Raw genomic sequence first — 20,518 nt, 5'->3', positions numbered from 1 at the left:
ACATCCTCCCCATTCAAGCTTCTTATTTGTTCAACTCAACGCTCTTTTTTGTATTTTTGAAGTTAGGGTCAGGTTTTCTGACCGATGCGTATGGAATTAGCAAGATTAGAGATCAAAGGCTTCAAAAGTTTTGGGGACAAAGTCACTATCAACTTTGACAGCGGTATTACGGGTATTGTAGGGCCAAACGGTTGCGGAAAGTCCAACATCGTGGATGCCATTAGGTGGGTGTTGGGTGAGCAGAAGACGCGGAACCTGCGCTCTGACAAAATGGAGAGCGTTATCTTCAACGGTACCAAAAACAGGAAGCCCCAGCAAATGGCCGAGGTGGCTCTCACCTTCAACAATAACAAAGGCATTCTGCCCACTGAGTATTCGCAGGTGACCATCACCCGCCGCTATTACAGGTCCGGCGAAAGTGAATACCTGCTCAACAACGTTACCTGTCGCCTTAAAGACATCAACGACCTTTTCCTGGACACCGGGATCGGTTCTGACTCCTACGCCATCATCGAGTTGAAAATGGTGGACGACATCCTCACGGATAAAGACAACTCCCGCCGAAACCTTTTTGAGGAAGCTGCTGGTATCTCTAAGTTCAAGGTCCGTAAAAAACAGACGCTCAAAAAACTGGAAGAAACCGATGCTGATCTAGAGCGTGTGGAAGACGTGCTGTTCGAAATAGGTAAAAATTTGAAGAGCCTGGAGCGTCAGGCGAAAACTGCTGAACGTTACCTCAACCTGAAAGACGAATACAAGAAACTAAGTCTTGAATACGCCCGCCGCAACATAGGTCACCACCAAGAGGCACTGGAGCGGCTGGAAAACGAGCTGAAAAAAGAAACAGACCGCAAAGGCTCTTATTCAGAAGAGCTGGCAATCTTGGAAGATACGCTGCAGGAGCAGAAAACCCTGCTGGACCGCACCCAACACGAACTGCAGAACAAGCAGAAAGAAGTGAACGAGCATACCGGTCAGTTGCGCCAACTTGAGAACGATATCAAGTTAAAGAGTGAGCGCAACATGTACCTGCAAGAGCGGGTGAAAACCCTGCACACGCAAATAAACCAAGACACCACCAACATCAGCCAGACCGAGAACAGTCTGGGTCAATTACAAAATGATCTGGAGCAGATTCAGGAAGAGTTGCTGATTTCGGAGGAGCAACTGGGTCTGACCAAAAAAGAATTGGAGCATGTAAACCAGCAGAAAGCTGATCTACAACGTGAGCTTCAAGAAAAAACCATGGCCCAACGCCAAGTGCAAAACGAGGCATTCACGGTGAACAAAAGCATTGAAATCACGCAAGTGCAAATGCAAAGCCACCGCCTGGAACTGGAGCGCCTGCAAGAGATGGAAGGCCACGAAAGTGAGATCGCCCAGCAGCATGAATCGGCACTAGCCGAAACCAAAATCCTACTGGAAGAAGCGCAGGAAAACCTGGCAGAACTGCAGGAGGCAGAAAACCAACTTCGGGCGGAGATGATCCAAACCGAAGAAACCCTGCACGAGTACCGGCAACAGCTGATTGACCTGAACCGGGAACATGACGCCAAGACAAACCAGTACAACCTGATGAAGTCTTTGGTGGACAACCTGGAAGGGTTTCCCGAAGCCATCAAGTTCTTATATAAGGAAGAGAACTGGGACAACCCCGCTCCTCTCCTGTCTGATATCATCTCTTGCGACCCTGAGTACAAGAACCTCATTGAGACGTATCTGGAGCCTTACATGAACTTCTTCGTGGTAGATTCTGCCCAGGAAGCCGTGGAAGCCATTGAATTGTTGAAGGAGCAAAACCAAGGTCGCGCCAGTTTCATCATCCTCTCTGAGATTGAGGAAATGGAAGTACCCGCCACTATCAGCACGCCAAAATACAGAGCGGCGCTGGAGGTAGTAGCCGCCGAGGAGAAATACCACTCGCTGCTGCGCTTCATGCTCAGCGAAGTGTACCTCACCGAAACTGCCGATACCGAGCTCTTCCTCAGCGACGGTCGCACTTACATCCTAACCGATGGCACTGCTATCAAAAAACCGTTGAGTTTGGCCGGTGGATCTCTGGGCTTGTTTGACGGAAACCGCCTGGGCCGGAAACAGAACCTGGAGCAGTTGGCCGAGGAACTGGAAGCGCTGGAGCAGGAACAGGAGCGCATGAAAAGCAAAATCAGCACCTTGCAGCAGGTTTTGCAAAACCAGAAAGAAAGCACGCAGCAAGAGCAGATCCGTCTGCAGGAGCGCGACATCAACGCCTTGCAACAGGAACTGGTTAGCCATAAAGTACGCTACGAGCAGTTTCTGCTGAACCAGCAAAATCAAGCCAGCAAAAAAGACGAGCTCTTTGAAAAAATTCAGGATCTAGGCGATAAACTTGCCGACCTGATGCCGGATGCCGAAAGCAAGAACCTGGCCCTGAAAAGCTTTGAGCAGGAGCTTTCTGGTTTAAGCCAAGTTTTGGAAAAACAGAACGAAATCATCACCGAGGTAAGTGGCATCTTCAACCAGGAAAACATCAAGTTCCACCAGTTGAAGAACAGGCTGCAGAGCATTCAACAGGAATTGGCCTACAAGCAAAAAACAGTCATGAACCACCAGGAGCGCCTGGTGCAGTTGCAGGATGAGCTGAACCGCGCAGATGACGAGACTGTTTCGCTAGACCAGTTTGTGGAAGACCAGAACCACCTGCTGGAAGAAGGCATGGTGGCCCGCAAAGAAATGGCCCGTGAACTGGAGGAGATTGAGAAAGCCTACTTCTCCTTACGCGGCGAGATAGACGAAAAGGAGAAGAACATCCGGGAGTTGCAACGCAAGAAGCAGAACACTGATGAGGTGTTCCAGTCCATGAACCAGGCCATCACCGATACCCGCATCAAGTTAGTAGCTGTGATTGAGCGTTTGTCTGCCGAGTTCAACATGAACCCAGATGACCTGGCCGAAGCGCCTACCGAAAAACTGGACATCAGCAACGAGGAACTGAGCCAGCAGGTGCACACGGTGAAACAGAAACTGGAGAACATAGGACCGGTAAACCCTATGGCCGCCGAAGCCTATCAGGAAATTGATACCCGCAATCAATTCATTCTCACACAGAAAAATGACTTATTGGATGCCAAGAACCAGTTGATGGACACCATCGCGGAGATTGACACAGTGGCCAAGGAGAAATACCTTGCCGCTTTCGACCAGATCAAGGACAACTTCATGCGCGTGTTCCGGTCACTCTTCTCAGACGAGGATACCTGTGACTTGTACATCGCGGACCCAAGTAACCCATTGGAGTCGAAAATTGAGATCATGGCCCGCCCGAAAGGCAAACGGCCGTTGACCATCAATCAGCTTTCAGGGGGCGAGAAAACCTTAACGGCTATTTCCCTGCTGTTCGCCATTTACCTGCTCAAGCCTGCTCCGTTCTGTATCTTTGACGAGGTAGATGCTCCGCTGGATGATGCCAACATTGACAAGTTCAACAACATCGTGAAGAAGTTTTCTCATGACTCGCAGTTCATTGTGGTGACGCACAACAAACGCACCATGGTTTCTACCGATGTGATCTATGGTATCACCATGTTGGAAGTAGGCGTGTCCAGAGTTATCCCTGTTGACTTACGCGATCTGGCACCAGAGCCAGAGACACAAGCTGCCTTGACGGTTTAACCCTTATTTCAAATTTAAAACACCTCAGCCGTTTTGAGCTTCCTTTTACAAAAAAGGCTCTTAACGGCTGAGGCGTTTTGCTGCCTATCTAAACAAAGAAGCGCTTTCGGCCTGTTTTTCAGTAAAACAATCCGAAGGCGCTTCTTTGTAAATTTTAAGCCTTTACCGAACTCCTTGGCTTGGGAACTTAGGAGTAACGGTACGGTAGAATGCCAGTATCTTCTGCATATCAGCATCAAAGTCTCCGGTGGGGTAAATAGTAGGTCCTATGCCAGCTTCTTTTTTGGCGTAGTCAAGGTAACCTAACAGGATTGGAACACCCGCTCCTACAGCGGTATGGTAAAATCCTTTTTTCCAGCGGGGCTGATACTTTCTGGTCCCTTCCGGGGTAACCATCATTACCATATCCTCATGTTCTTTGAAGATGTCTATCATGGCGGCTACCAGGTTGTTGTTTTTCTTGCGGTCAACGGGGACAGCTCCCATGGATTTGAGCAAAGCACCCATCGGGAAAAAGAATGCTTCCTTCTTTATAGTCAATTTTACCGGAACATCCATCAAATAAAAGGCGGCCCGGGCGTACACGAAATCCCAGTTACTGGTGTGCGGAGCCGCAATCATGATGGCTTGCTTCATTCCTGGAGGCATCGCTCCTTTTAACTTCCACCCGGCAACCTTAAAAATAACTTTCGCTAAAGCTTTCCCAAACATAAAGTATCGTTGAATCCAACAACAATATTACAAAAAAACCAGCCGTTTGGCTGGTTTTCATCTATATTATGTTTAGCGCTGGGCTAATTTAAACTTCCGTTCCCTGAACAGGTACACCTGAAGGCCTATATTAGCGGAGGGGCCCCATTCTGTTACCTTGCGGTTTCCTTCGGCAGGTACTTTTTCCTGGTAGTAGGTGAACATCAAGGCAGGCTCTATGGCCACTTTAGGGTTGATGAAGATCGCGTAGCCCACTCCTCCCCTAAACTCGGCTAGGTCTGTCTTGTTGCTGTTGGGTCTGTTGTTCAGGCCTACGGCTGCACTGGCTTCGCCAAAGATCCCGTTGTCCAGATAATACCGGGCGAAGGGCCCAGCCAGGATGTTGGTAGACTGAGTCGGGCCTTGGTTTTCCATTCTTTCTTTGAAGTGGTTTACCGTTCCTCGTAAGCCCACGGCTACATCGCTTAGTACGAAATATCCTATTTTGGTATCGAAGTCAAACTGTTGCCGGTACCCAGAGATGGACTCGTTGTTAACGGTAGTATTGATTCTGCGGTAAGAACCGGAGACCCCGCCGCCCACCATTAAGGTGCGTTGGAAGATTTTGGCAGGCACCAAAGTACCCAGGTTTTCCTGGGCACGAACGTTCGTGAATACCAGAAGCAATACGCCTAAGTAGAGGAACTTTCTCATATAGTCAAATAGCGGTGAGACTTCGCGTTTATTTTGACTAATACGGCTACGAAGGTTTATGGGTATTCACTATTCAAACTAAATCATAGGACTATCTCTATATAGTCGATTTAATTAGAAGTTGAAAGCAGAGCCTTTATCTCTTCTGAAAGTTTGTAGGTGTAGTCATATCCGATGTCATACATCTCTTTAGCCCTCTTGAGATCAGAGACATGGTACTCAGTTAGTTTTGGCGGCTCCAATAAAAGATCACACAAAGAAACTCGGCTCTGAATGTTGGCGTGCAAAGCAAGGTGAAAAATCCTTTCGGTCACTTGCCTGATACTATTAATCTCTGCGTTGTGGGGCGTTGGGTTGACGTGTACCCCTATGATTTTGTCACACTCCCCGGTGATACACTCCACCGGTAAGTTGTTGACCAGGCCTCCATCTACCAAAAACCTTTTCTCCAGTTTTATGGGTTTAAACAAAACGGGTACCGCCGAGGAAGCTTTCAAGGCCTCTACCAAAGAACCTTTAGAAAAGTACACGGTACTGCCTTCCACTAGGTCCAGGGCTGAAATAATAAGTTTGATGGGCAACTCCTCAAAAGTGAGTCCATGGAGGCGCTCTTCAAAAATCTTATGCAAGGCTTGGGTGTGCAAAATACCCCTGTTCAAGGCAGGTTTCAGCAGTTTGGGCAACGGCAGTTCACAGACTAACCTTAAAACCTCTTGAGGCGAAAAACCGGCCGCAAAAAAAGCCCCGACGATTGCGCCGGAGCTAACCCCTGAAATGGCATGAATGGAAATTCCCATTTCCTGTAAAGCCTGCAGCACGCCTAAGTGTGCCACTCCTCTGGCTGCCCCTCCAGACAGACATAGTCCTAATTTAAGCATTCTCTATAAAGCAGACAAAGGGAAAACCTGGTCTACCCTTACTCCTTTGTCGGTATGCTTTACGGTACAGCACTCATTTTGGACGTCGTGCTCAAAAAATAAAACCCACTGCTCGTCGGCCGCTCTCTTCAAGAATTGCTCCTTCTCCTGTAAGGTTAGTAATGGACGGGTATCATAGCCCATTACGTATGGCAAAGGCAAGTGCCCTACCGAGGGAAGCAAATCGGCGGTAAAGCAAAGGGTGCGTCCTTTGTAGGAGATAACCGGTAGCATCATCTTGTCGGTGTGCCCATCTACGTAAAGCACCTCAAACCCTGGTAAAAATTGCTCTTGCCCCGCTGAAAGGAATTCTAATTGGCCACTCTCCTGAATGGGTAGGATGTTCTCCTTCAAGAAACTCGCTTTCTCCCTGGGGTTTGGCTCTGTAGCCCATTGCCAATGGTCCTGGTTGCTCCAGTACCGGGCGTTTTGGAAAACGGTCTCTAGGCGGTTGCCATCTTTGCCGTACCGGACAGATCCGCCGCAGTGGTCAAAGTGTAAGTGGGTCAGGAAAACATCGGTGATGTCTGAGAAGTCAAACCCTGCCTTTCTGATAGATTTCTCCAGAGAATCATCTCCGTGCAGGTAGTAGTGACTCAGAAATTTGGCATCTTGCTTATCGCCAATACCATTGTCAATCAATACCAACCGGTCACCCGTTTCTACTAGAAGACAGCGCATGGCCCAGGAACAAAGGTTGTTTTCGTCTGCGGGGTTTGTGCGTTGCCAGATAGATTTGGGCACCACGCCAAACATGGCGCCCCCGTCTAACTTAAAATTTCCGGTTGGGATTGGGTATAGATTCACAAGGTCTATGGTGTGATGTAAGCCTGTTTTTAGAAAAAGGTACTGGAAACGGAATTATTCTGTTACCACTCCCATTTCCCCGAACTTCTCAATGCGTTGCATGATGCGTTCCTCTGGGGTAAGCGCTTCCAGTTCTTCTAAAGTAGAAAGTATCTTTTTCTGCAAAGTTCTGATCATTTTCTCTGGGTTCACGTGCGCGCCTCCCAGTGGTTCTTTGATGATGCCATCTACCAGTTTATTACCCAGCATGTCTTTGGCGGTAAGCTTAAGCGCTTCGGCGGCTTGCTCTTTGTAGTTCCAGCTCCGCCATAAGATAGAGGAGCATGATTCTGGTGAGATAACAGAATACCAGGTATTCTCCAGCATGTACACGCGGTCTCCTATTCCAATCCCTAAAGCTCCACCAGACGCGCCTTCACCAATAATGATGCAGATGACAGGCACCTTGAGCATGAACATCTCTTTCAGGTTTCGGGCGATGGCCTCTCCCTGTCCTCTTTCTTCGGCCTCTAAACCAGGGAAAGCGCCGGGGGTGTCAATAAAGGTAATGATGGGCTTGTTGAATTTCTCGGCCAGTTTCATCAGGCGGAGCGCTTTGCGGTACCCCTCGGGATTGGCCATCCCGAAATTGCGGTACTGGCGCTCTTTGGTGTTACGGCCTTTTTGCTGACCAATAAACATTACCGTTTTCCCGTTGATTTCGCCAAAACCGCCCACCATGGCTTTATCGTCGCGCACGTTTCGGTCGCCGTGTAGTTCAATGAACGTGGAAGACAACCCCTTGATGTAATCCAAGGTGTAAGGTCTTTCTATGTGGCGGGAAAGTTGCACGCGCTGCCAGCGGGTTAGGTTGGCATAGGTTTCTTTCTTTAAAGACTTTATTTTCTCCTCCAAGGCCAGAACTGCTTCGCTCACGTCAACCTGGCTTTCAGAGGCCAGTTTTTTCATTTCGGCAAGTTTCCCTTCCAGAGAAGCAATAGGTTGTTCAAAATCTAACAGCATAGTAATGCCCCTTACGTTTAGCTAAAGTGTGACTACAAAGGTAAACGAAACTTGCAAAGTTTTGTAGCAGGAGTTTTTTGAAGTTTTAAGAGATTTTTTCGGTTTGAAAATGAACTGGTTATCTCTTAAACGCCCTTTCTTTTAGTCTTTTTTACGTTTTCCTGTTGTGTGGTAAAGATCTGCCCCCCATATTTGCATCATCAAACGGGGACAGCAGGTCTCCGGAAGAAGTTGGTCCGGTAGTTCAGTTGGTTAGAATGCCGCCCTGTCACGGCGGAGGTCGCGGGTTCGAGTCCCGTCCGGACCGCAGTTTGTAAGAGTCCCTTCACTTACCGGTGGAGGGACTCTTTCGTTTTATGCCTTCCTTCCTGGTAGCCCGCTAGAAGATTCTCACCTTATTATTTAGATAATTAAGATTTTGTTTTTAGGCTCCTTTTAAAGAATGTCCTGAAAACTGCTTTACTCCTATTATAATATTTAGAAGCTGTAAACCTTAGTATTCCGATCCTCTCTGAAAATCATTTTGTTTGCAGCCATCCCCCCACTCTGCCAAAGTTCGGCAATAAGTCATACCAACCGGTCAATAATAAAAAAAAGGAGCAGTTAAAGGGTTTTGAAACGGAGTAACACCAATTCTGTCAACGTTTGGCTCTTTGAATTTAGAGGAAGCTTGGTTCCGTCATCCCTCCTCTTCCATCCCTAATTTGAATGTTAATGTAATTAAGGTTTTTTCAGAATGCCAAATCTAAGGCACAACTTAACAGGCTTTACCAGCTTAACCTTTTCTAGTTCATAAACCTTGAGTATACAAAAGCAGATATTAAAAGGAAATTTGGATGATGGACTAAACTTCACTTAGTCAGAAATCTCTTTTTTTTCAAAAAAGTCTTAGGGTAGAAGTGCTAGAAGAATATGTTCATTTTATAATGCAAATAACTGTGTCTTAATTATATACTATAATTCTACACCTCTTCTGTAAAAGGTAATAGTTTTGGAAGCCCCAATATTTTTTTGAATTACCTAGAATTAGTTTGCTTCATAAAATTTAACTCTACATATTTGCACCATCAAACGGGGACAGCAGGTCTCCGGAAGATGTTGGTCCGGTAGTTCAGTTGGTTAGAATGCCGCCCTGTCACGGCGGAGGTCGCGGGTTCGAGTCCCGTCCGGACCGCAGTTTGTAAGAGTCCCTTCACTTACCGGTGGAGGGACTTTTTCGTTTTATGCCAGTTTGTAAGAAAATATACCCAAAGGGCTCTTTTCTACATTTCGCATAAACCTCTGTTGCCCTTTACACCTTAAAAAACCTATAAGCACTATTTTTATTCTATACTCCTATGCATGGTTTTATACTTCTGGAATTTGAAAAGTTTATCATTAAAGAATACGGGTTTACTACCTGGAATTCTGTTTCCAAAAAGGCTAATGCAGAGGGATTGTCTATAGATGCTCATCAAACCTACCCAGACTCAATAGTATTCTCATTAGTAGGAGAAGCGGTCAACCTTTTGGATATGGAGTTAGGGGTGTTCCTGGAGAAATTTGGGTACTCACTGGTTCCAAATTTATTAAAGGTGTATAAAGCTTATATAGACCCTAAGTGGACGACATTAGACCTTTTGGAGCATACTGAGAATACCATGCATCACGCAGTGCGAAGCAATAACCCCAACGTCACTCCTCCTATTTTAGAGATTACCAGAAGAAACCCTAAAAGCATACAAATCACTTACAGGTCTAAGAGGAACATTCCCCAGTTAGGTGTGGGAGTAATAAAAGGAATCGCCCATCATTTTGGAGAGTTAAACAAACTTCACCTTACCCTTTCCGAAACATCGGAGACAGGTGTTTACCAATATGATGTTGCCATTTTATCTTAGAATAAAAACAACAGCTTAGAATTGCCAAACGGGTACTCCAATAAAGAGTACCCGTTTAATTTGTTTTCCAATTAATACCCTTCCACCAACCATTGAAGTTGTCAAACCTCAAGGTGATGTTTCTTGGCAGGCCCCTATACTCTAGCAAAACTTTCATTCATATCCCGAATACAACCTAGCTTAGATTAATACTATCAGGAAGGATCGTAACTCTCAAAGCTCCCATCCGAAAAGAGTAAGACCACCTTCACCAAAGTTCTGCCTTCCGGTTTTCTACCTCTGGTGCTTTCTTCTAAGCGCCTTTCACTTTTTTGAACTTTTCCCTCTTTTTTCATTATAGCCAGCAAAGTATCATTTTGGGTTTCTGAGGATTTTTTCTCTTGGTCCTGGTTTTTAGAATCAGAAGTTCCGTCTAATGAGATTAGCATTTCTCCATTTCCAGAAAGTAGCCAGGTTGGAGAAAGCTCAGAATATCGGCCCATAATTTTCTGGACCACTTCCAAACTCGCCTTGTTTCTAGCTGATAAAATATGGCTCATCACCGGTCTGGCTACGCCAATTTCGTCTGCAAACGCCGCAGGCCCCAAAGCGCTCCATTTGATTACTTCTTGTATTCTGGTTAATAGATCAGACACGATTTAAGATCCTTAATGTAAATTTCTCCTTGTATACGGGAGGTTTAATAATTCATGGATGTGGATATGCAATAGATAACTACTCCTCACATTTAGAATCACCACTTCAAAAGAAAACAGATTCTCTTCTAATTATTAAGCTTTTAAAAAGAGGTTTCCTGATCTGGATGAATTTGAACGAGCCACAAAGCTAACAAAAATAAACACAGTTTACATTTGTTAAACAAATGTAAACTGTGTTTATTTTTGTTAGCTTGCTCTAATTCTACATTTAGATTGTTTTATAATTTTCAGCATCTCACTTAAACAGAACTTAAGTTTCTAAGTAGCGATAGGTCAAAATGGCAGTGGCTTTTCCTAAAGCTTTGTTTTACTATTTCCATAGTAAAATCCATGTGTCAAAACCCAGGCTTATTATTCACCCCATTACATAGTTGTTCATCTATATGAAAATGTAGGTATACCTTTTCAAGTGAAATTGTATAAAAATGGCTATTCAGAATAATTGTATTTTATCCCCACCATTTTCTTTCAGCAAGTTCCACTAAATAGAAAAGCCGAGGCCTTGCTCAAATCATGAGCAAGGCCTCGGCTTTAAAGATCAGTCCTTTCTACAGGCAGTCTATCCAGATATTATCTAAAATAGGCCATTTCCAAATCACGGTCATGGTTGTAGATATCATCTCTAAAATGTACCGCGCCGGCATCATCTACCCAGGCAGTAAAATACACAATGTACACTGGTACTTTAGCTGAAAGGTTCACGTACTTTTCTTCTCCTCCATGCATGGCAGCATTGATGGCGGAAGGTGTCCATTGTTTCTGATCTTTCAACAGGTATTGAGCCATTTCAAAAGGTTTCTCAATCCGGATGCACCCGTGGCTGAACCCACGTTCCGTTTGGTTGAATAAGTGGTCGGCGGGGGTATCGTGCAGGTACACGTTATGCTCATTCGGGAAGATGAATTTCACAAAACCCAAGGGATTCTTTTTCCCTGGCCGTTGCCGCACCCGGTATTTAAAGTTCTTATCTACAGAATACCAGTCAACGGAAGAAGGCGAGATGACTTCCACTTTATTGTTTCCTATATCCTTCACCAATTCCATATCATTACGGGCAAGGTAGTTAGGATTGTTGGCCTGGGCCGGGGCAATCTCTTCCTCTAAAATCTGCGGGGTAACGTTCCAGTAAGGGTAGAAAACAATGTACTCTAGTTTATCACTGAATACCGGGGTGGCGTGCATCTCCTTCCCTACTACCACCTTCATGTTCAAGACTTCTTTCCCTTTTTCCACCACATGCAGCATGTACTCAGGAATGTTGATGAACACGTATTTGTCCTCGAATCGTTTAGGAACCCAGCGCCATCTCTCCATATTGATGATGATCTGGTCAATTCTCTCCTCAATAGGAATGTTCATGACCCGTAAAGTTTCGCCTCCTACAACCCCATCTGGTTTAAGCCCATGGCGCACTTGGAAGTTCTTGACGGCAGCCGCTAAGGCATTATCATAGATTCTGTTTTGCGGCAGGTTCTCGGCTGGCTTGCCTAAAATTCTGTGACGCAAGGTCAAGACCGCTTGGGCAGAGTCGCCGGGTTTAATCATTTTAGAAGCCAATTCAATTTTAGGCCATCCACCTTGCTGCTTGGCTTGACGGTATTGCTTCAAGGCTTCACGTAGACGGATATAATCTGGATGCAGGGCTTCAAACTCATAATAAGGGTAACGGCTTTCCCGCTCCTTCAAAATGGTCTGCAGCGCTTTATGAAGCTTGATTTTGTTTTTCTTCACCTCCCACTCAATATTATCTATGCTGCGTGGGTCGACCGTTCCGCGGTAAAAGTCGCTGGCGTACTTAAAGTAAGAAGCCGTTAACGTAACATCTAATTCTTGCTGCAGCTTATAGCGGGCAGAGTCACTTTTGGCTTGCTCCAGGGTTTGGAACATCTGCTTCAAGTCTCTTTTAGAGTAATCTTGCGGGTTAAGACCTTCTTCGTGGGCGTTGTTCAGTACCTCCACAAACTTAAAGGCCTGCGGCACCAACTCTCCGTCTTTAAACCAGGCAAACCGGTACTGGCGCTCCCGGTAAAACAGTTTCATGAGGTCCAGGTGTTTTTTGAAATCAGGATCGCTCCTGGTAAAATTAACCACGTATACACTGTCGGTCTGCTGAGGAAATTCCTTGGCAGCGGCTAAAGCCACTTTCTTTTGCTGCTTATCACCTGACTTGGCGCAGGCAGTCAGCAGCACCAAGGTCATCATGAAAAGCATTAAAAAGGAATATATTGGTTGATTTGGTTTCATAAAGGTTGTTCCTGTCATTTAGATGTGGTACTTATACTATAAACAAACAAAAAAGTTAAGTGAAGGCTTCAGGATAGAATTGCATTTAAGCCACAATCAACCATTAAACCTGATCTAGTATAGAAAGTCTAAATCCTGCCAATATGGTGCCAATTCAAAAGGATGATTCAACCTAAAACTTCTTTTTAGGCCAATTTTACACAAAACACTATTAAAACTCCTGCTAAATGCGCCTCCATCCGGCGTTTACTTTCAACTTGCACAAAATGAATAACAGCAATCATTCTACCATCAGTTTTCCTCATGATCCTCATAGTTTCTCTAAGCCCCAGGAAGCGTGCATTCACCAGGTCGATTGGGATTTGAGGGTAGACTTTGAACAGAAGAAAATAACGGGTACGGGAATTTACCACCTGCACCACCAACAAGCACCTGAAGTCATACTAGATGTTCACCACCTCCAAATAACTAAGGTTTGGTTAGACGAGGAGGAACAAGAAGCTGCCTTCCATTTATCAGAGGAAAAACCGTTCCTGGGGCAGGGCCTACATATTCAACTTAAACCAGAAACGCAGAAGATAAGGATACACTTTGAAAGCACACCTTCTTCCGCCGCCCTTCAGTGGCTGGAGCCTTCTCAAACGGCTGGCAAAACCCACCCTTTCTTGTTCACGCAGTCACAAGCCATTTTGGCGCGCACCTGGCTCCCTTGCCAGGACAGTCCTAGCGTACGGTTCACCTATACAGCGCGGGTGCAGGTGCCTGCTCACCTGCTACCCCTCATGAGCGCCGAGAACCCGCAGGAGAAAAATGAGAGCGGAACGTACTTTTTCCGGATGGAACAACCCATCCCTTCGTACCTGCTTTCTTTGGCCGTTGGCGATCTGGTATTTGCTTCTTTAGGGGAACGGTGTGGCGTTTATGCGGAGCCGTCTTCGTTAGATGCGGCTGCTTATGAGTTTGGAGATACTGAGCAAATGCTGTTAGCCGCCGAGAAGTTGTATGGTCCTTACAGATGGGGCCGGTATGACTTATTAGTACTGCCACCGAGTTTTCCGTTTGGCGGAATGGAAAACCCTAAACTTACCTTTGCCACCCCAACCATCATTGCTGGCGACCGCTCGCTTACTAGTTTAGTAGCCCATGAGTTGGCGCATTCCTGGTCTGGCAACCTGGTCACCAACGCTACCTGGAATGACTTTTGGCTGAACGAGGGGTTTACGGTGTACTTTGAAAGAAGAATCATGGAAGCGCTGTACGGTTCTGATTACGCAGAAATGCTTCACGCCTTGGGCTACCAGGATTTGCTGCACACCTTGGACGAACTAAGCAGCGCCCCCCAGGATACTTGCCTTCACTTGAACCTGGAGAACCGTGACCCAGACGAAGGCTTAACCGAAATCTCCTACGAGAAAGGCAACCTTTTTCTCCGCCACTTAGAACAATTGGTAGGTAGAGACCGGTTTGACTCCTTTGTGAACGAGTACTTCAGCACTTTCCAATTCAGGTCTATGGACACGGCTGGCTTCGAGGTGTTTTTAGAAAAACAACTGATAAGCGGAGATGAGGACCTCAAGCAGAAAGTTAACGCCACCGCCTGGATTCATTCGCCGGGCATTCCGGCGGGGATTGCACCTGTAAAAGCAACCCTGTTTGAGAAAGTAGCCCAGGAACGGCAAAGATTGGAATCAGGCGCTTCGGCAACTTCGCTCCTAACACAAGGTTGGAGCACCCATGAGTGGCTCTATTTTTTAAGTAACCTTCCCATTGATCTGAGCCATGCGCAAATGGAGGAACTGGATTCTGCTTTTGGGTTTACTTCTTCTGGAAATGCTGAAATACAAGCGGTGTGGCTCAGACACGCCATCCAACACCAATACAAAGCTGCTTACCCGGCGCTTGAGGAGTTCCTGGTGAGGGTAGGAAGAAGGAAGTTTTTGATGCCTTTGTACAAAACCTTGCTGAAAACCGATGAGGGAGCCACCTTGGCCCGTAGCATCTACCAAAAGGCCCGGCCTAATTACCATGCTGTATCTACCAACTCCCTGGATGCTCTTCTCCATTAAATTTTATTTCATATAAGCAGAAGAGCCCGGCAGTAAGGTAGCTGCCGGGCTCTTCTGCTTTAAGGTAAGATATGACTAATGATTCTCGGCTCTTCTATTTACCGCGGTTTCAGCAATCATGGTAAGCTTTTCGTCGGTCATTTTCTCCTCGTTCAAAATTTCCTTCAAGTGGTTTAACACTTCATTATGGCCCAGGAATTTGGCGTAGGTACAAGCTGTGCCATATCCGGCAATCTCATAATGTTCTACCCGTTGTGCACAGGCAATAATACCTGCATCCATAACTTCAGGGTCGGCATCGTGCTGCATGAACTCTCTGGCTTCTTTGATGATTCCTTCCATAGCCATACATTTCTCACCGTTGCCATTGATACCCAGAATCCGGAAACACTCTTCCAGCCGTTGTATCTGCCGTTGGGTCTCTCCCATGTGTGTTTCAATAGCCGTAGCCAACTCAGGGCTTGCAACCATCTCCATCATTTCGGGCATGGCTTTCAACAACTGCTGCTCTGCGTTATAGAGATCCTTCATCTGGTGGATGAACAGGTCATTCAATGATGTTAATTTCATAGCTATACTTTTAAGTTGGAAAATCTTAAGTGTAATTTTTATACGAGGGTATGTATAGGTAGTTTACCGGATGGCAGAAGAAATGCCCTAAATTCACAATCTTACTTAAATTGGTACGTCAGCAACGTTTACCCCGTATAAGCACAGTTTAAAAAGGATTCTAAGTAAAATTCACAGCATACATGACCAAACTTGAACTGGTCCCCAAAGGCATCCTCATCGCCGTAGGCGGAAACGAAGACAAAGGCACCTATCCGCGTGCTAAGAAAAAACAATTCCATCTGAGCTTCTTTGAATTAGGCATCCTAAGACGGATCATAGACGCTATGGGGGGCAAAAACGCCAGAATTGAAGTCATCACCACCGCCTCCATGATTCCGGAGGAGTTGGGCGCGCTTTACCTGCACGCTTTTGAAGCGTTGGGCTGTAAAGAGGTCAACATCCTGGACATACGGGAAGAAGCTGATGCTATGAAACCAGAAAACCTGGATCGGCTCAAAAAGGCAAGCGGGGTCATGTTCACGGGAGGAGATCAGTCCAGGTTGTTTCAGATATTTTCGGGCACGGCTTTTCACCAGATCCTGCTGGACCGGTACTATTATGAGGCGGGTTTCGTGATTGCGGGCACCAGCGCCGGAGCCATGGCCATGTCTGACATCATGATCACTGGCGGAAGCAGCTCCCGCTCTCTCCTGAAAGGCTCCGTGAAGTTAGACCGCGGACTAGCCTTCCAGAAAAATGTCATCTTTGACTCTCATTTTGTAAAAAGGGGGCGTTTTGGCCGGCTGATGGAAGCCGTAGCCACGCATCCCTATATGATTGGCATTGGCTTGGGGGAAGACACCGGGGTTATGATCACCCAGGGTAATTTTATTGAGACCATCGGGTCTAACCTGGTGATTGTGGTAGACGGCCACCACATTAAGCACAACAACACCTCGTATGCTGCGCCCGGCACCCCGCTTTCTATAGAGAACTTCAGGATGCACGTGCTGGCCTTTGGGAATTACTATGATATACGGGAGCGTAAATTTTGCGTGGGGCAGAAACAGCTCATCCAGGTACTAGAATAGATTGCTTTTCTAATCCTGGTAGATGGCTACCAAGGGTTCCTGATCCTGAGCCCAGCTACCGCGGTACATTCCTTCTGAGTTGAAAGGCATGGCAATCTCACCGTGATGGTCCACCGCTACCAAGCCACCCTCACCGCCTTGTTTTTTTAATTTACGGTTCACCACCAGATCTGAGGCCTGGGCCAAGGTCAATCCTTTGTACTCCATAAGGCAGGAAATATCATAGGCCACCACGTTGCGCATGAAGTACTCGCCGTGCCCAGTGCAGGAAACCGCGCAGGTGGTATTGTTGGCGTAGGTACCCGCCCCTATGATGGGAGTATCACCAATACGGTTGAAGTTTTTGTTTGTCATGCCTCCGGTAGAAGTAGCCGCCGCTAAATTCCCGTGCAGATCTACCGCCACGGCTCCTACGGTGCCAAATTTCTTGTTTTTCGTTTGGGAATGGTCCAGCATGTAGACGTCAGAGTCACGGAGGGCTTGCCACTGCTCGTACCGCTGTTGGGTGAAGAAGTACTCATCAGATTCAAAGGCAATTCCGTGGTTTCTGGCAAATTCCTCGGCGCCCTGCTGGCAAAGGAACACGTGGTCTGAGTGGTGCAGTACTTCACTGGCCAGAAGGATGGGATTCTTCACGTTTCTCACGCCCGTCACTGCCCCAGCCCCAAGCGTTTTGCCACACATGATGGCCGCATCCATCTCATGCCGGCCCCTTTTATTGAAAACCGAGCCCCTACCGGCATTAAACAAAGGGCAGTCTTCCAAAGATACCACGGTAGCTTCTACGGCGGCCAGAGCCGTTCCGCCCTGCTGCAGAATTCTGTAGCCAGTTTCCAGGGCCTGGTGCAGGGCTAAGCGGTATTCATGGTCCATCTCAGAGGTCAAAGAAGCCCGGGTGATGGTTCCGGCGCCTCCGTGCAGGGCAAGGGCAAATCGATGCTTGTTCTCCATATATTGTTTTATCGCTTCTACAGGGTTCTTCCAGAGACACTTGGGTGAGGGGCCTTTAAATGCCTTTTTACACCTTCGGACAAGGTCCGGATGGTTGATAAATTTAAGTCTGGCCAGTGGAATCTTAACCCTCTATTCTTTGTATATTTGTAGAGTTTACTTTACTAATCTATTAAAATTATCACCTATGTCTTTTGATGTACAGGGAAGATTGCACGAAATCTTTGACGAAACCCAAGTGAGCGAAAAATTCCGTAAACGCGAATTCGTTTTGGAGATCCCAGACGGCTCTTATACGCAATATGCCAAGTTTCAGCTTACCCAAGACAAGTGCGGTATTCTTGACAACTATAAAACAGGCGATGAAGTAAAGGTTGCTTTCAACCTGAGCGGGAAACCATTCACCAAGAATGGCACTACCATGTACTTCACTAACCTGCAGGCCTGGAGAGTTGAGCACGCCGGAAACGCGGCCCAGCCACAAGCGTCAGGAAACCCTTATGCCCAGCAGCAGCCGGTTAAATCCAGCTCTTCGTTCATCAGCGATGACATGGACAACGATCTTCCTTTCTAAGCTTGATCTTTCCTTCTAAAATAGAATGCGGCCCCAAAAAGGCCGCATTTTTTTGTGTTCCGGGCAATCTTTTCCAGAACACAGCGAAAAGTATAAAATTTCCGTAGTCCACCTTATCCGGGCTAACCGGAGCAGCAGAGGACATGACAACAGATAAAGAAGCGAAGATAATGGTGGTGACTGGCGCCAGCTCGGGCCTGGGCAAAGCCACCGCAGAAACACTGGCAAAGGAAGGAGCAAAAGTAGTCATGGTGTGCCGAAACGAGCAGAAAGGTCACCAAGCAATGGAAGACATCCGGAAAAAAGTCCCGGAGGCTAACCTGGAACTGCACCTTGCAGATTTGTCGTCTTTGGCAGAAGTGAGACGGCTAGGCGAAGAACTGAAAGCCCAGTACCCTGTCATTGATGTCTTTATCAATAATGCCGGCCTGATTCCCGGGCTGCAGGAAACCACGGTGGATGGTTGGGAGTTGGCCTGGGCTACTAACCATTTGGCCCCCTTTCTGCTGACCAATCTGCTCATGGACTCTTTACTGGCGGCAGAACAAGGCCGCATTATCAACGTCACCTCAGAGGCTCACCGCCTGGGGCAGATTGACTTTGAGCATGCCGGCAAGCCCCAAAAATACAGTGCCATTACTGCTTACGCCGATTCTAAGCTAGCCAACATCCATTTCACCTATGAACTGGCCCGCCGAACAGAATTTACGGCCGTAACGGTGAACTGCCTGCACCCAGGGGTGGTAGCCACTAACTTCGGGAGCAACAGCAATTTTTTTATCAGGCAGATTTTACGTTTAAGCCGCTTTTTCATGAAATCAGCGGCAAAAGGAGCCGAGACTTCGGTGTACCTGGCCACCTCTCCGTACGTTAAACATGTCAGCGGTAAGTATTTCAAGAACACCAAACAGGTAAAATCTGCCGCCGACTCCAATAATGCCCATGTAGCCCGTCGTTTATGGGATATAAGCGCGGAACAAACCGGTTTTTAAGCTGTTTTTTGTGAAATACCCCTTAAACAACGCCCCCAACCGTAAACAGGAACTTTACCTGCTCATTCTACAGGGGGAAAGCGAGACGCTGGAATTCAAGAAAACCATCACTCACCCTGCCCGCATTGCCCGCACCTTGGTGTCGTTTGCCAATACCCGTGGCGGACAGATTCTGGTAGGCGTTCAGGATGATGGTACCATTTGCGGCGCAGACCCCGAGGAGGAAAAGTACTCGCTAGACATCGCCATCAATACCTTTTGTGATCCGCCGGTAGAGGTCATTTACAAAGAAGTGGAAATGGACGAAGGCACGGTGCTGAAAGTGATCATTCCGGAAAGCGCCTCCAAGCCGCATTTGGCCAAGGTGAAAGACGATGATTGGCGCAGTTACATCCGGGTAAAGGACGAGAGCGTGCAAACAAGTAAACTGGTGGAGAAGTCGCTCACGCTGGAGCCTGCCACCGAGACTATTGAGGAGAAGGTAGACCACCAGCAGGAACGCATTCTGGAGCTGCTTCGGAAATACCGTAAACTCACCATCAAGGATTTCATGCACATGGCCAACCTCTCTAAGCAAAGAGCCCGCAGGCTTTTGGTGTATATGGTACTGCAGGGCCAGATTAGGATGCACGACAAAGAAAAGGAGCCTTTTTACACCTTAAGCTAGCCAGTATATTTCAGGGCCAACTGAACAGAAAGGAAGCAGCCGAGTCTTTTTCATCCAGTTCTCCTGCCGCGGTTTGGTAGATAAGCTGGGTATTCACCTGCTCCTGGTGCTGCTCTAAGGCCAGTTGCCCTTCCTTGTCCCAGATGGTTGAGGCCCATCCTAGCATCACTCCTACTCCAAGGGTAAACAGAATCTTCATACTTCTTTGTTTTAGAACTGCTTAAGGATAAACAACATCAAACTTTATTGAACCGGCTTCCGGCAGGAATGCCATAACGCAAGGACCAACACCACCAGGCTACCTGCCAAGCTGTACCACATCTGGGGGATAAAAACCGTTGGTTCTTTGGCCTGAAAAGCCGCGGCCGCGAAAGAAGGCCAACTGTAAGGATAATACCCGATGTGTTCCCACCGGGAACCGATCAGAAACGCCAGGGTGAACAGAATCCCCAACCCGATACTGAGGGCAATGCTTTTGAATCGGTAACTGAGCCAAAACTGCAGGCTGAAAATAAACAAGGACCCCACCAGGATACGGAAAGCCCCCAGGGTGATGCTTTGCACATGGTGGTAGTGCTGGAAACCCAAATCTGGCCGGAGAAAACCCAGTAAGTATCCTGCTCCCAGCAGGCTGGCCCAGAAGGTAAGATAGCTCAGCACCATTAACCCCAACACTAGCAGAAACTTAGTCAGAAACACCGACCACCGGGGCACCGGCAAGGCATACAACTGCTTCCAGCCCCCTGATTGATGCTCGGTTCCATTTACCATAGCGGTGATCAAGGCCAGAAACAAAGGAACCAGCAACTGGCTTGTAGCAGAAAAGTTGTTCCCCGCCCAAGGATACCAAGGATCAGAACCCGGCTTCATGAGCAGATGTCCTTTGAAGAAGAACACCAGGAACGTCATGCTCACAATGGAGAGCGGGGCCAACAACGAAAGCCACAAGGCCCAGGTATGTTTTAGTTTTAATGCTTCGGCAGATACGCCCCGGCTTAGGTAAACAATAGCGGTACTCATAA

General features: G+C 47.1%; 18 protein-coding genes and 2 tRNA genes. 9 read left to right on the top strand and 11 right to left on the bottom strand.

Annotated features, from left to right (window positions below):
* The first annotated feature begins 90 nt into the window (after positions 1-90).
* Entirely contained in the window at positions 91-3,651 is a 3,561-nt protein-coding gene (smc, locus tag ACW9SV_RS11665; RefSeq protein ID WP_479556941.1) for a chromosome segregation protein SMC, read from the top strand.
* A gap of 162 nt (positions 3,652-3,813) precedes the next feature.
* Here the strand turns inward: smc and ACW9SV_RS11660 are convergent, their stop codons facing one another.
* The 5 genes from ACW9SV_RS11660 to ACW9SV_RS11640 all read right to left on the bottom strand — a co-directional run bounded on the left by ACW9SV_RS11660 (position 3,814) and on the right by ACW9SV_RS11640 (position 7,781).
* Complete coding sequence (locus ACW9SV_RS11660) at positions 3,814-4,287, bottom strand: 1-acyl-sn-glycerol-3-phosphate acyltransferase (protein ID WP_479556940.1); 474 nt, start codon at positions 4,285-4,287, stop codon at positions 3,814-3,816.
* A 147-nt stretch (positions 4,288-4,434) separates the two neighbouring features.
* Positions 4,435-5,055, bottom strand: coding sequence for a hypothetical protein (locus ACW9SV_RS11655; RefSeq protein ID WP_479556939.1), 621 nt, complete (start codon positions 5,053-5,055; stop codon positions 4,435-4,437).
* 110 nt (positions 5,056-5,165) lie between these two features.
* Positions 5,166-5,933, bottom strand: coding sequence for a patatin-like phospholipase family protein (locus ACW9SV_RS11650; RefSeq protein WP_479556938.1), 768 nt, complete (start codon positions 5,931-5,933; stop codon positions 5,166-5,168).
* Positions 5,934-5,936: 3 nt separating this feature from the next.
* Positions 5,937-6,779 (bottom strand): MBL fold metallo-hydrolase, encoded by an 843-nt coding sequence (locus tag ACW9SV_RS11645; protein WP_479556937.1) that lies wholly within the window; start codon positions 6,777-6,779, stop codon positions 5,937-5,939.
* Positions 6,780-6,833: 54 nt separating this feature from the next.
* Positions 6,834-7,781: an acetyl-CoA carboxylase carboxyltransferase subunit alpha gene (locus ACW9SV_RS11640; RefSeq protein WP_479556936.1), complete on the bottom strand. Its 948-nt coding sequence runs from the start codon at positions 7,779-7,781 to the stop codon at positions 6,834-6,836.
* Between the two features lie 233 nt (positions 7,782-8,014).
* Between ACW9SV_RS11640 and ACW9SV_RS11635 the strand changes: the two genes are divergently transcribed.
* The 3 genes from ACW9SV_RS11635 (at position 8,015) to ACW9SV_RS11625 (ending at position 9,661) form a co-directional block, all read left to right on the top strand.
* Positions 8,015-8,088: transfer RNA gene (locus ACW9SV_RS11635), tRNA-Asp, on the top strand.
* 793 nt (positions 8,089-8,881) lie between these two features.
* A tRNA-Asp gene (locus tag ACW9SV_RS11630) sits at positions 8,882-8,955 on the top strand.
* 163 nt (positions 8,956-9,118) lie between these two features.
* Entirely contained in the window at positions 9,119-9,661 is a 543-nt protein-coding gene (locus ACW9SV_RS11625) for a heme NO-binding domain-containing protein (protein ID WP_479556935.1), read from the top strand.
* Positions 9,662-9,855: 194 nt separating this feature from the next.
* On the opposite strand, the gene ACW9SV_RS11620 is transcribed toward ACW9SV_RS11625, so the two are convergent.
* Positions 9,856-10,296: a hypothetical protein gene (locus tag ACW9SV_RS11620; RefSeq protein ID WP_479556934.1), complete on the bottom strand. Its 441-nt coding sequence runs from the start codon at positions 10,294-10,296 to the stop codon at positions 9,856-9,858.
* 633 nt (positions 10,297-10,929) lie between these two features.
* Positions 10,930-12,603 (bottom strand): L,D-transpeptidase family protein, encoded by a 1,674-nt coding sequence (locus ACW9SV_RS11615; protein WP_479556933.1) that lies wholly within the window; start codon positions 12,601-12,603, stop codon positions 10,930-10,932.
* A gap of 266 nt (positions 12,604-12,869) precedes the next feature.
* On the opposite strand from ACW9SV_RS11615, the gene ACW9SV_RS11610 reads away from it, so the two are divergent.
* Positions 12,870-14,669, top strand: a complete 1,800-nt coding sequence (locus ACW9SV_RS11610) for a M1 family metallopeptidase (protein WP_479556932.1) — start codon at positions 12,870-12,872, stop codon at positions 14,667-14,669.
* 75 nt (positions 14,670-14,744) lie between these two features.
* Here the strand turns inward: ACW9SV_RS11610 and ACW9SV_RS11605 are convergent, their stop codons facing one another.
* Positions 14,745-15,239: a YciE/YciF ferroxidase family protein gene (locus tag ACW9SV_RS11605; RefSeq protein WP_479556931.1), complete on the bottom strand. Its 495-nt coding sequence runs from the start codon at positions 15,237-15,239 to the stop codon at positions 14,745-14,747.
* 182 nt (positions 15,240-15,421) lie between these two features.
* Here ACW9SV_RS11605 and ACW9SV_RS11600 point away from each other — a divergent pair, with 182 nt between their 5' ends.
* Entirely contained in the window at positions 15,422-16,312 is an 891-nt protein-coding gene (locus ACW9SV_RS11600; protein ID WP_479556930.1) for a cyanophycinase, read from the top strand.
* A gap of 9 nt (positions 16,313-16,321) precedes the next feature.
* Here ACW9SV_RS11600 and ACW9SV_RS11595 read toward each other — a convergent pair whose 3' ends face one another.
* Entirely contained in the window at positions 16,322-17,263 is a 942-nt protein-coding gene (locus ACW9SV_RS11595; RefSeq protein ID WP_479556929.1) for an isoaspartyl peptidase/L-asparaginase family protein, read from the bottom strand.
* Between the two features lie 187 nt (positions 17,264-17,450).
* On the opposite strand from ACW9SV_RS11595, the gene ACW9SV_RS11590 reads away from it, so the two are divergent.
* The 3 genes from ACW9SV_RS11590 (at position 17,451) to ACW9SV_RS11580 (ending at position 19,496) form a co-directional block, all read left to right on the top strand.
* Positions 17,451-17,837, top strand: a complete 387-nt coding sequence (locus ACW9SV_RS11590) for a DUF3127 domain-containing protein (RefSeq protein WP_479556928.1) — start codon at positions 17,451-17,453, stop codon at positions 17,835-17,837.
* Positions 17,838-17,980: 143 nt separating this feature from the next.
* Entirely contained in the window at positions 17,981-18,829 is an 849-nt protein-coding gene (locus ACW9SV_RS11585; RefSeq protein WP_479556927.1) for an SDR family oxidoreductase, read from the top strand.
* A 10-nt stretch (positions 18,830-18,839) separates the two neighbouring features.
* Positions 18,840-19,496, top strand: coding sequence for an RNA-binding domain-containing protein (locus ACW9SV_RS11580; RefSeq protein WP_479556926.1), 657 nt, complete (start codon positions 18,840-18,842; stop codon positions 19,494-19,496).
* 10 nt (positions 19,497-19,506) lie between these two features.
* Here ACW9SV_RS11580 and ACW9SV_RS11575 read toward each other — a convergent pair whose 3' ends face one another.
* The gene (locus tag ACW9SV_RS11575) at positions 19,507-19,695 is read right to left on the bottom strand and encodes a hypothetical protein (protein WP_479556925.1); all 189 of its coding nucleotides are present in this window, start codon (positions 19,693-19,695) and stop codon (positions 19,507-19,509) included.
* A 44-nt stretch (positions 19,696-19,739) separates the two neighbouring features.
* Positions 19,740-20,516, bottom strand: coding sequence for an ABC transporter permease (locus tag ACW9SV_RS11570; protein ID WP_479556924.1), 777 nt, complete (start codon positions 20,514-20,516; stop codon positions 19,740-19,742).
* Positions 20,517-20,518: the final 2 nt, after the last annotated feature.

It is taken from the genome of Rufibacter sp. JT20002, assembly GCF_056491185.1.
The sequence above is the reverse complement of the archived record's forward strand: the minus strand, read 5'-3'. Positions and strand labels throughout refer to the sequence as shown.

Coding starts and splice junctions, on each gene's coding strand:
- smc (WP_479556941.1), top strand. CDS start 91: ATGGAATTAGCAAGATTAGAGATCAAAGGCTTCAAAAGTTTTGGGGAC.
- ACW9SV_RS11660 (WP_479556940.1), bottom strand. CDS start 4,287: ATGAAGCAAGCCATCATGATTGCGGCTCCGCACACCAGTAACTGGGAT.
- ACW9SV_RS11655 (WP_479556939.1), bottom strand. CDS start 5,055: ATGAGAAAGTTCCTCTACTTAGGCGTATTGCTTCTGGTATTCACGAAC.
- ACW9SV_RS11650 (WP_479556938.1), bottom strand. CDS start 5,933: ATGCTTAAATTAGGACTATGTCTGTCTGGAGGGGCAGCCAGAGGAGTG.
- ACW9SV_RS11640 (WP_479556936.1), bottom strand. CDS start 7,781: ATGCTGTTAGATTTTGAACAACCTATTGCTTCTCTGGAAGGGAAACTT.
- ACW9SV_RS11625 (WP_479556935.1), top strand. CDS start 9,119: ATGCATGGTTTTATACTTCTGGAATTTGAAAAGTTTATCATTAAAGAA.
- ACW9SV_RS11615 (WP_479556933.1), bottom strand. CDS start 12,603: ATGAAACCAAATCAACCAATATATTCCTTTTTAATGCTTTTCATGATG.
- ACW9SV_RS11610 (WP_479556932.1), top strand. CDS start 12,870: ATGAATAACAGCAATCATTCTACCATCAGTTTTCCTCATGATCCTCAT.
- ACW9SV_RS11605 (WP_479556931.1), bottom strand. CDS start 15,239: ATGAAATTAACATCATTGAATGACCTGTTCATCCACCAGATGAAGGAT.
- ACW9SV_RS11600 (WP_479556930.1), top strand. CDS start 15,422: ATGACCAAACTTGAACTGGTCCCCAAAGGCATCCTCATCGCCGTAGGC.
- ACW9SV_RS11595 (WP_479556929.1), bottom strand. CDS start 17,263: ATGGAGAACAAGCATCGATTTGCCCTTGCCCTGCACGGAGGCGCCGGA.
- ACW9SV_RS11590 (WP_479556928.1), top strand. CDS start 17,451: ATGTCTTTTGATGTACAGGGAAGATTGCACGAAATCTTTGACGAAACC.
- ACW9SV_RS11585 (WP_479556927.1), top strand. CDS start 17,981: ATGACAACAGATAAAGAAGCGAAGATAATGGTGGTGACTGGCGCCAGC.
- ACW9SV_RS11575 (WP_479556925.1), bottom strand. CDS start 19,695: ATGAAGATTCTGTTTACCCTTGGAGTAGGAGTGATGCTAGGATGGGCC.
- ACW9SV_RS11570 (WP_479556924.1), bottom strand. CDS start 20,516: ATGAGTACCGCTATTGTTTACCTAAGCCGGGGCGTATCTGCCGAAGCA.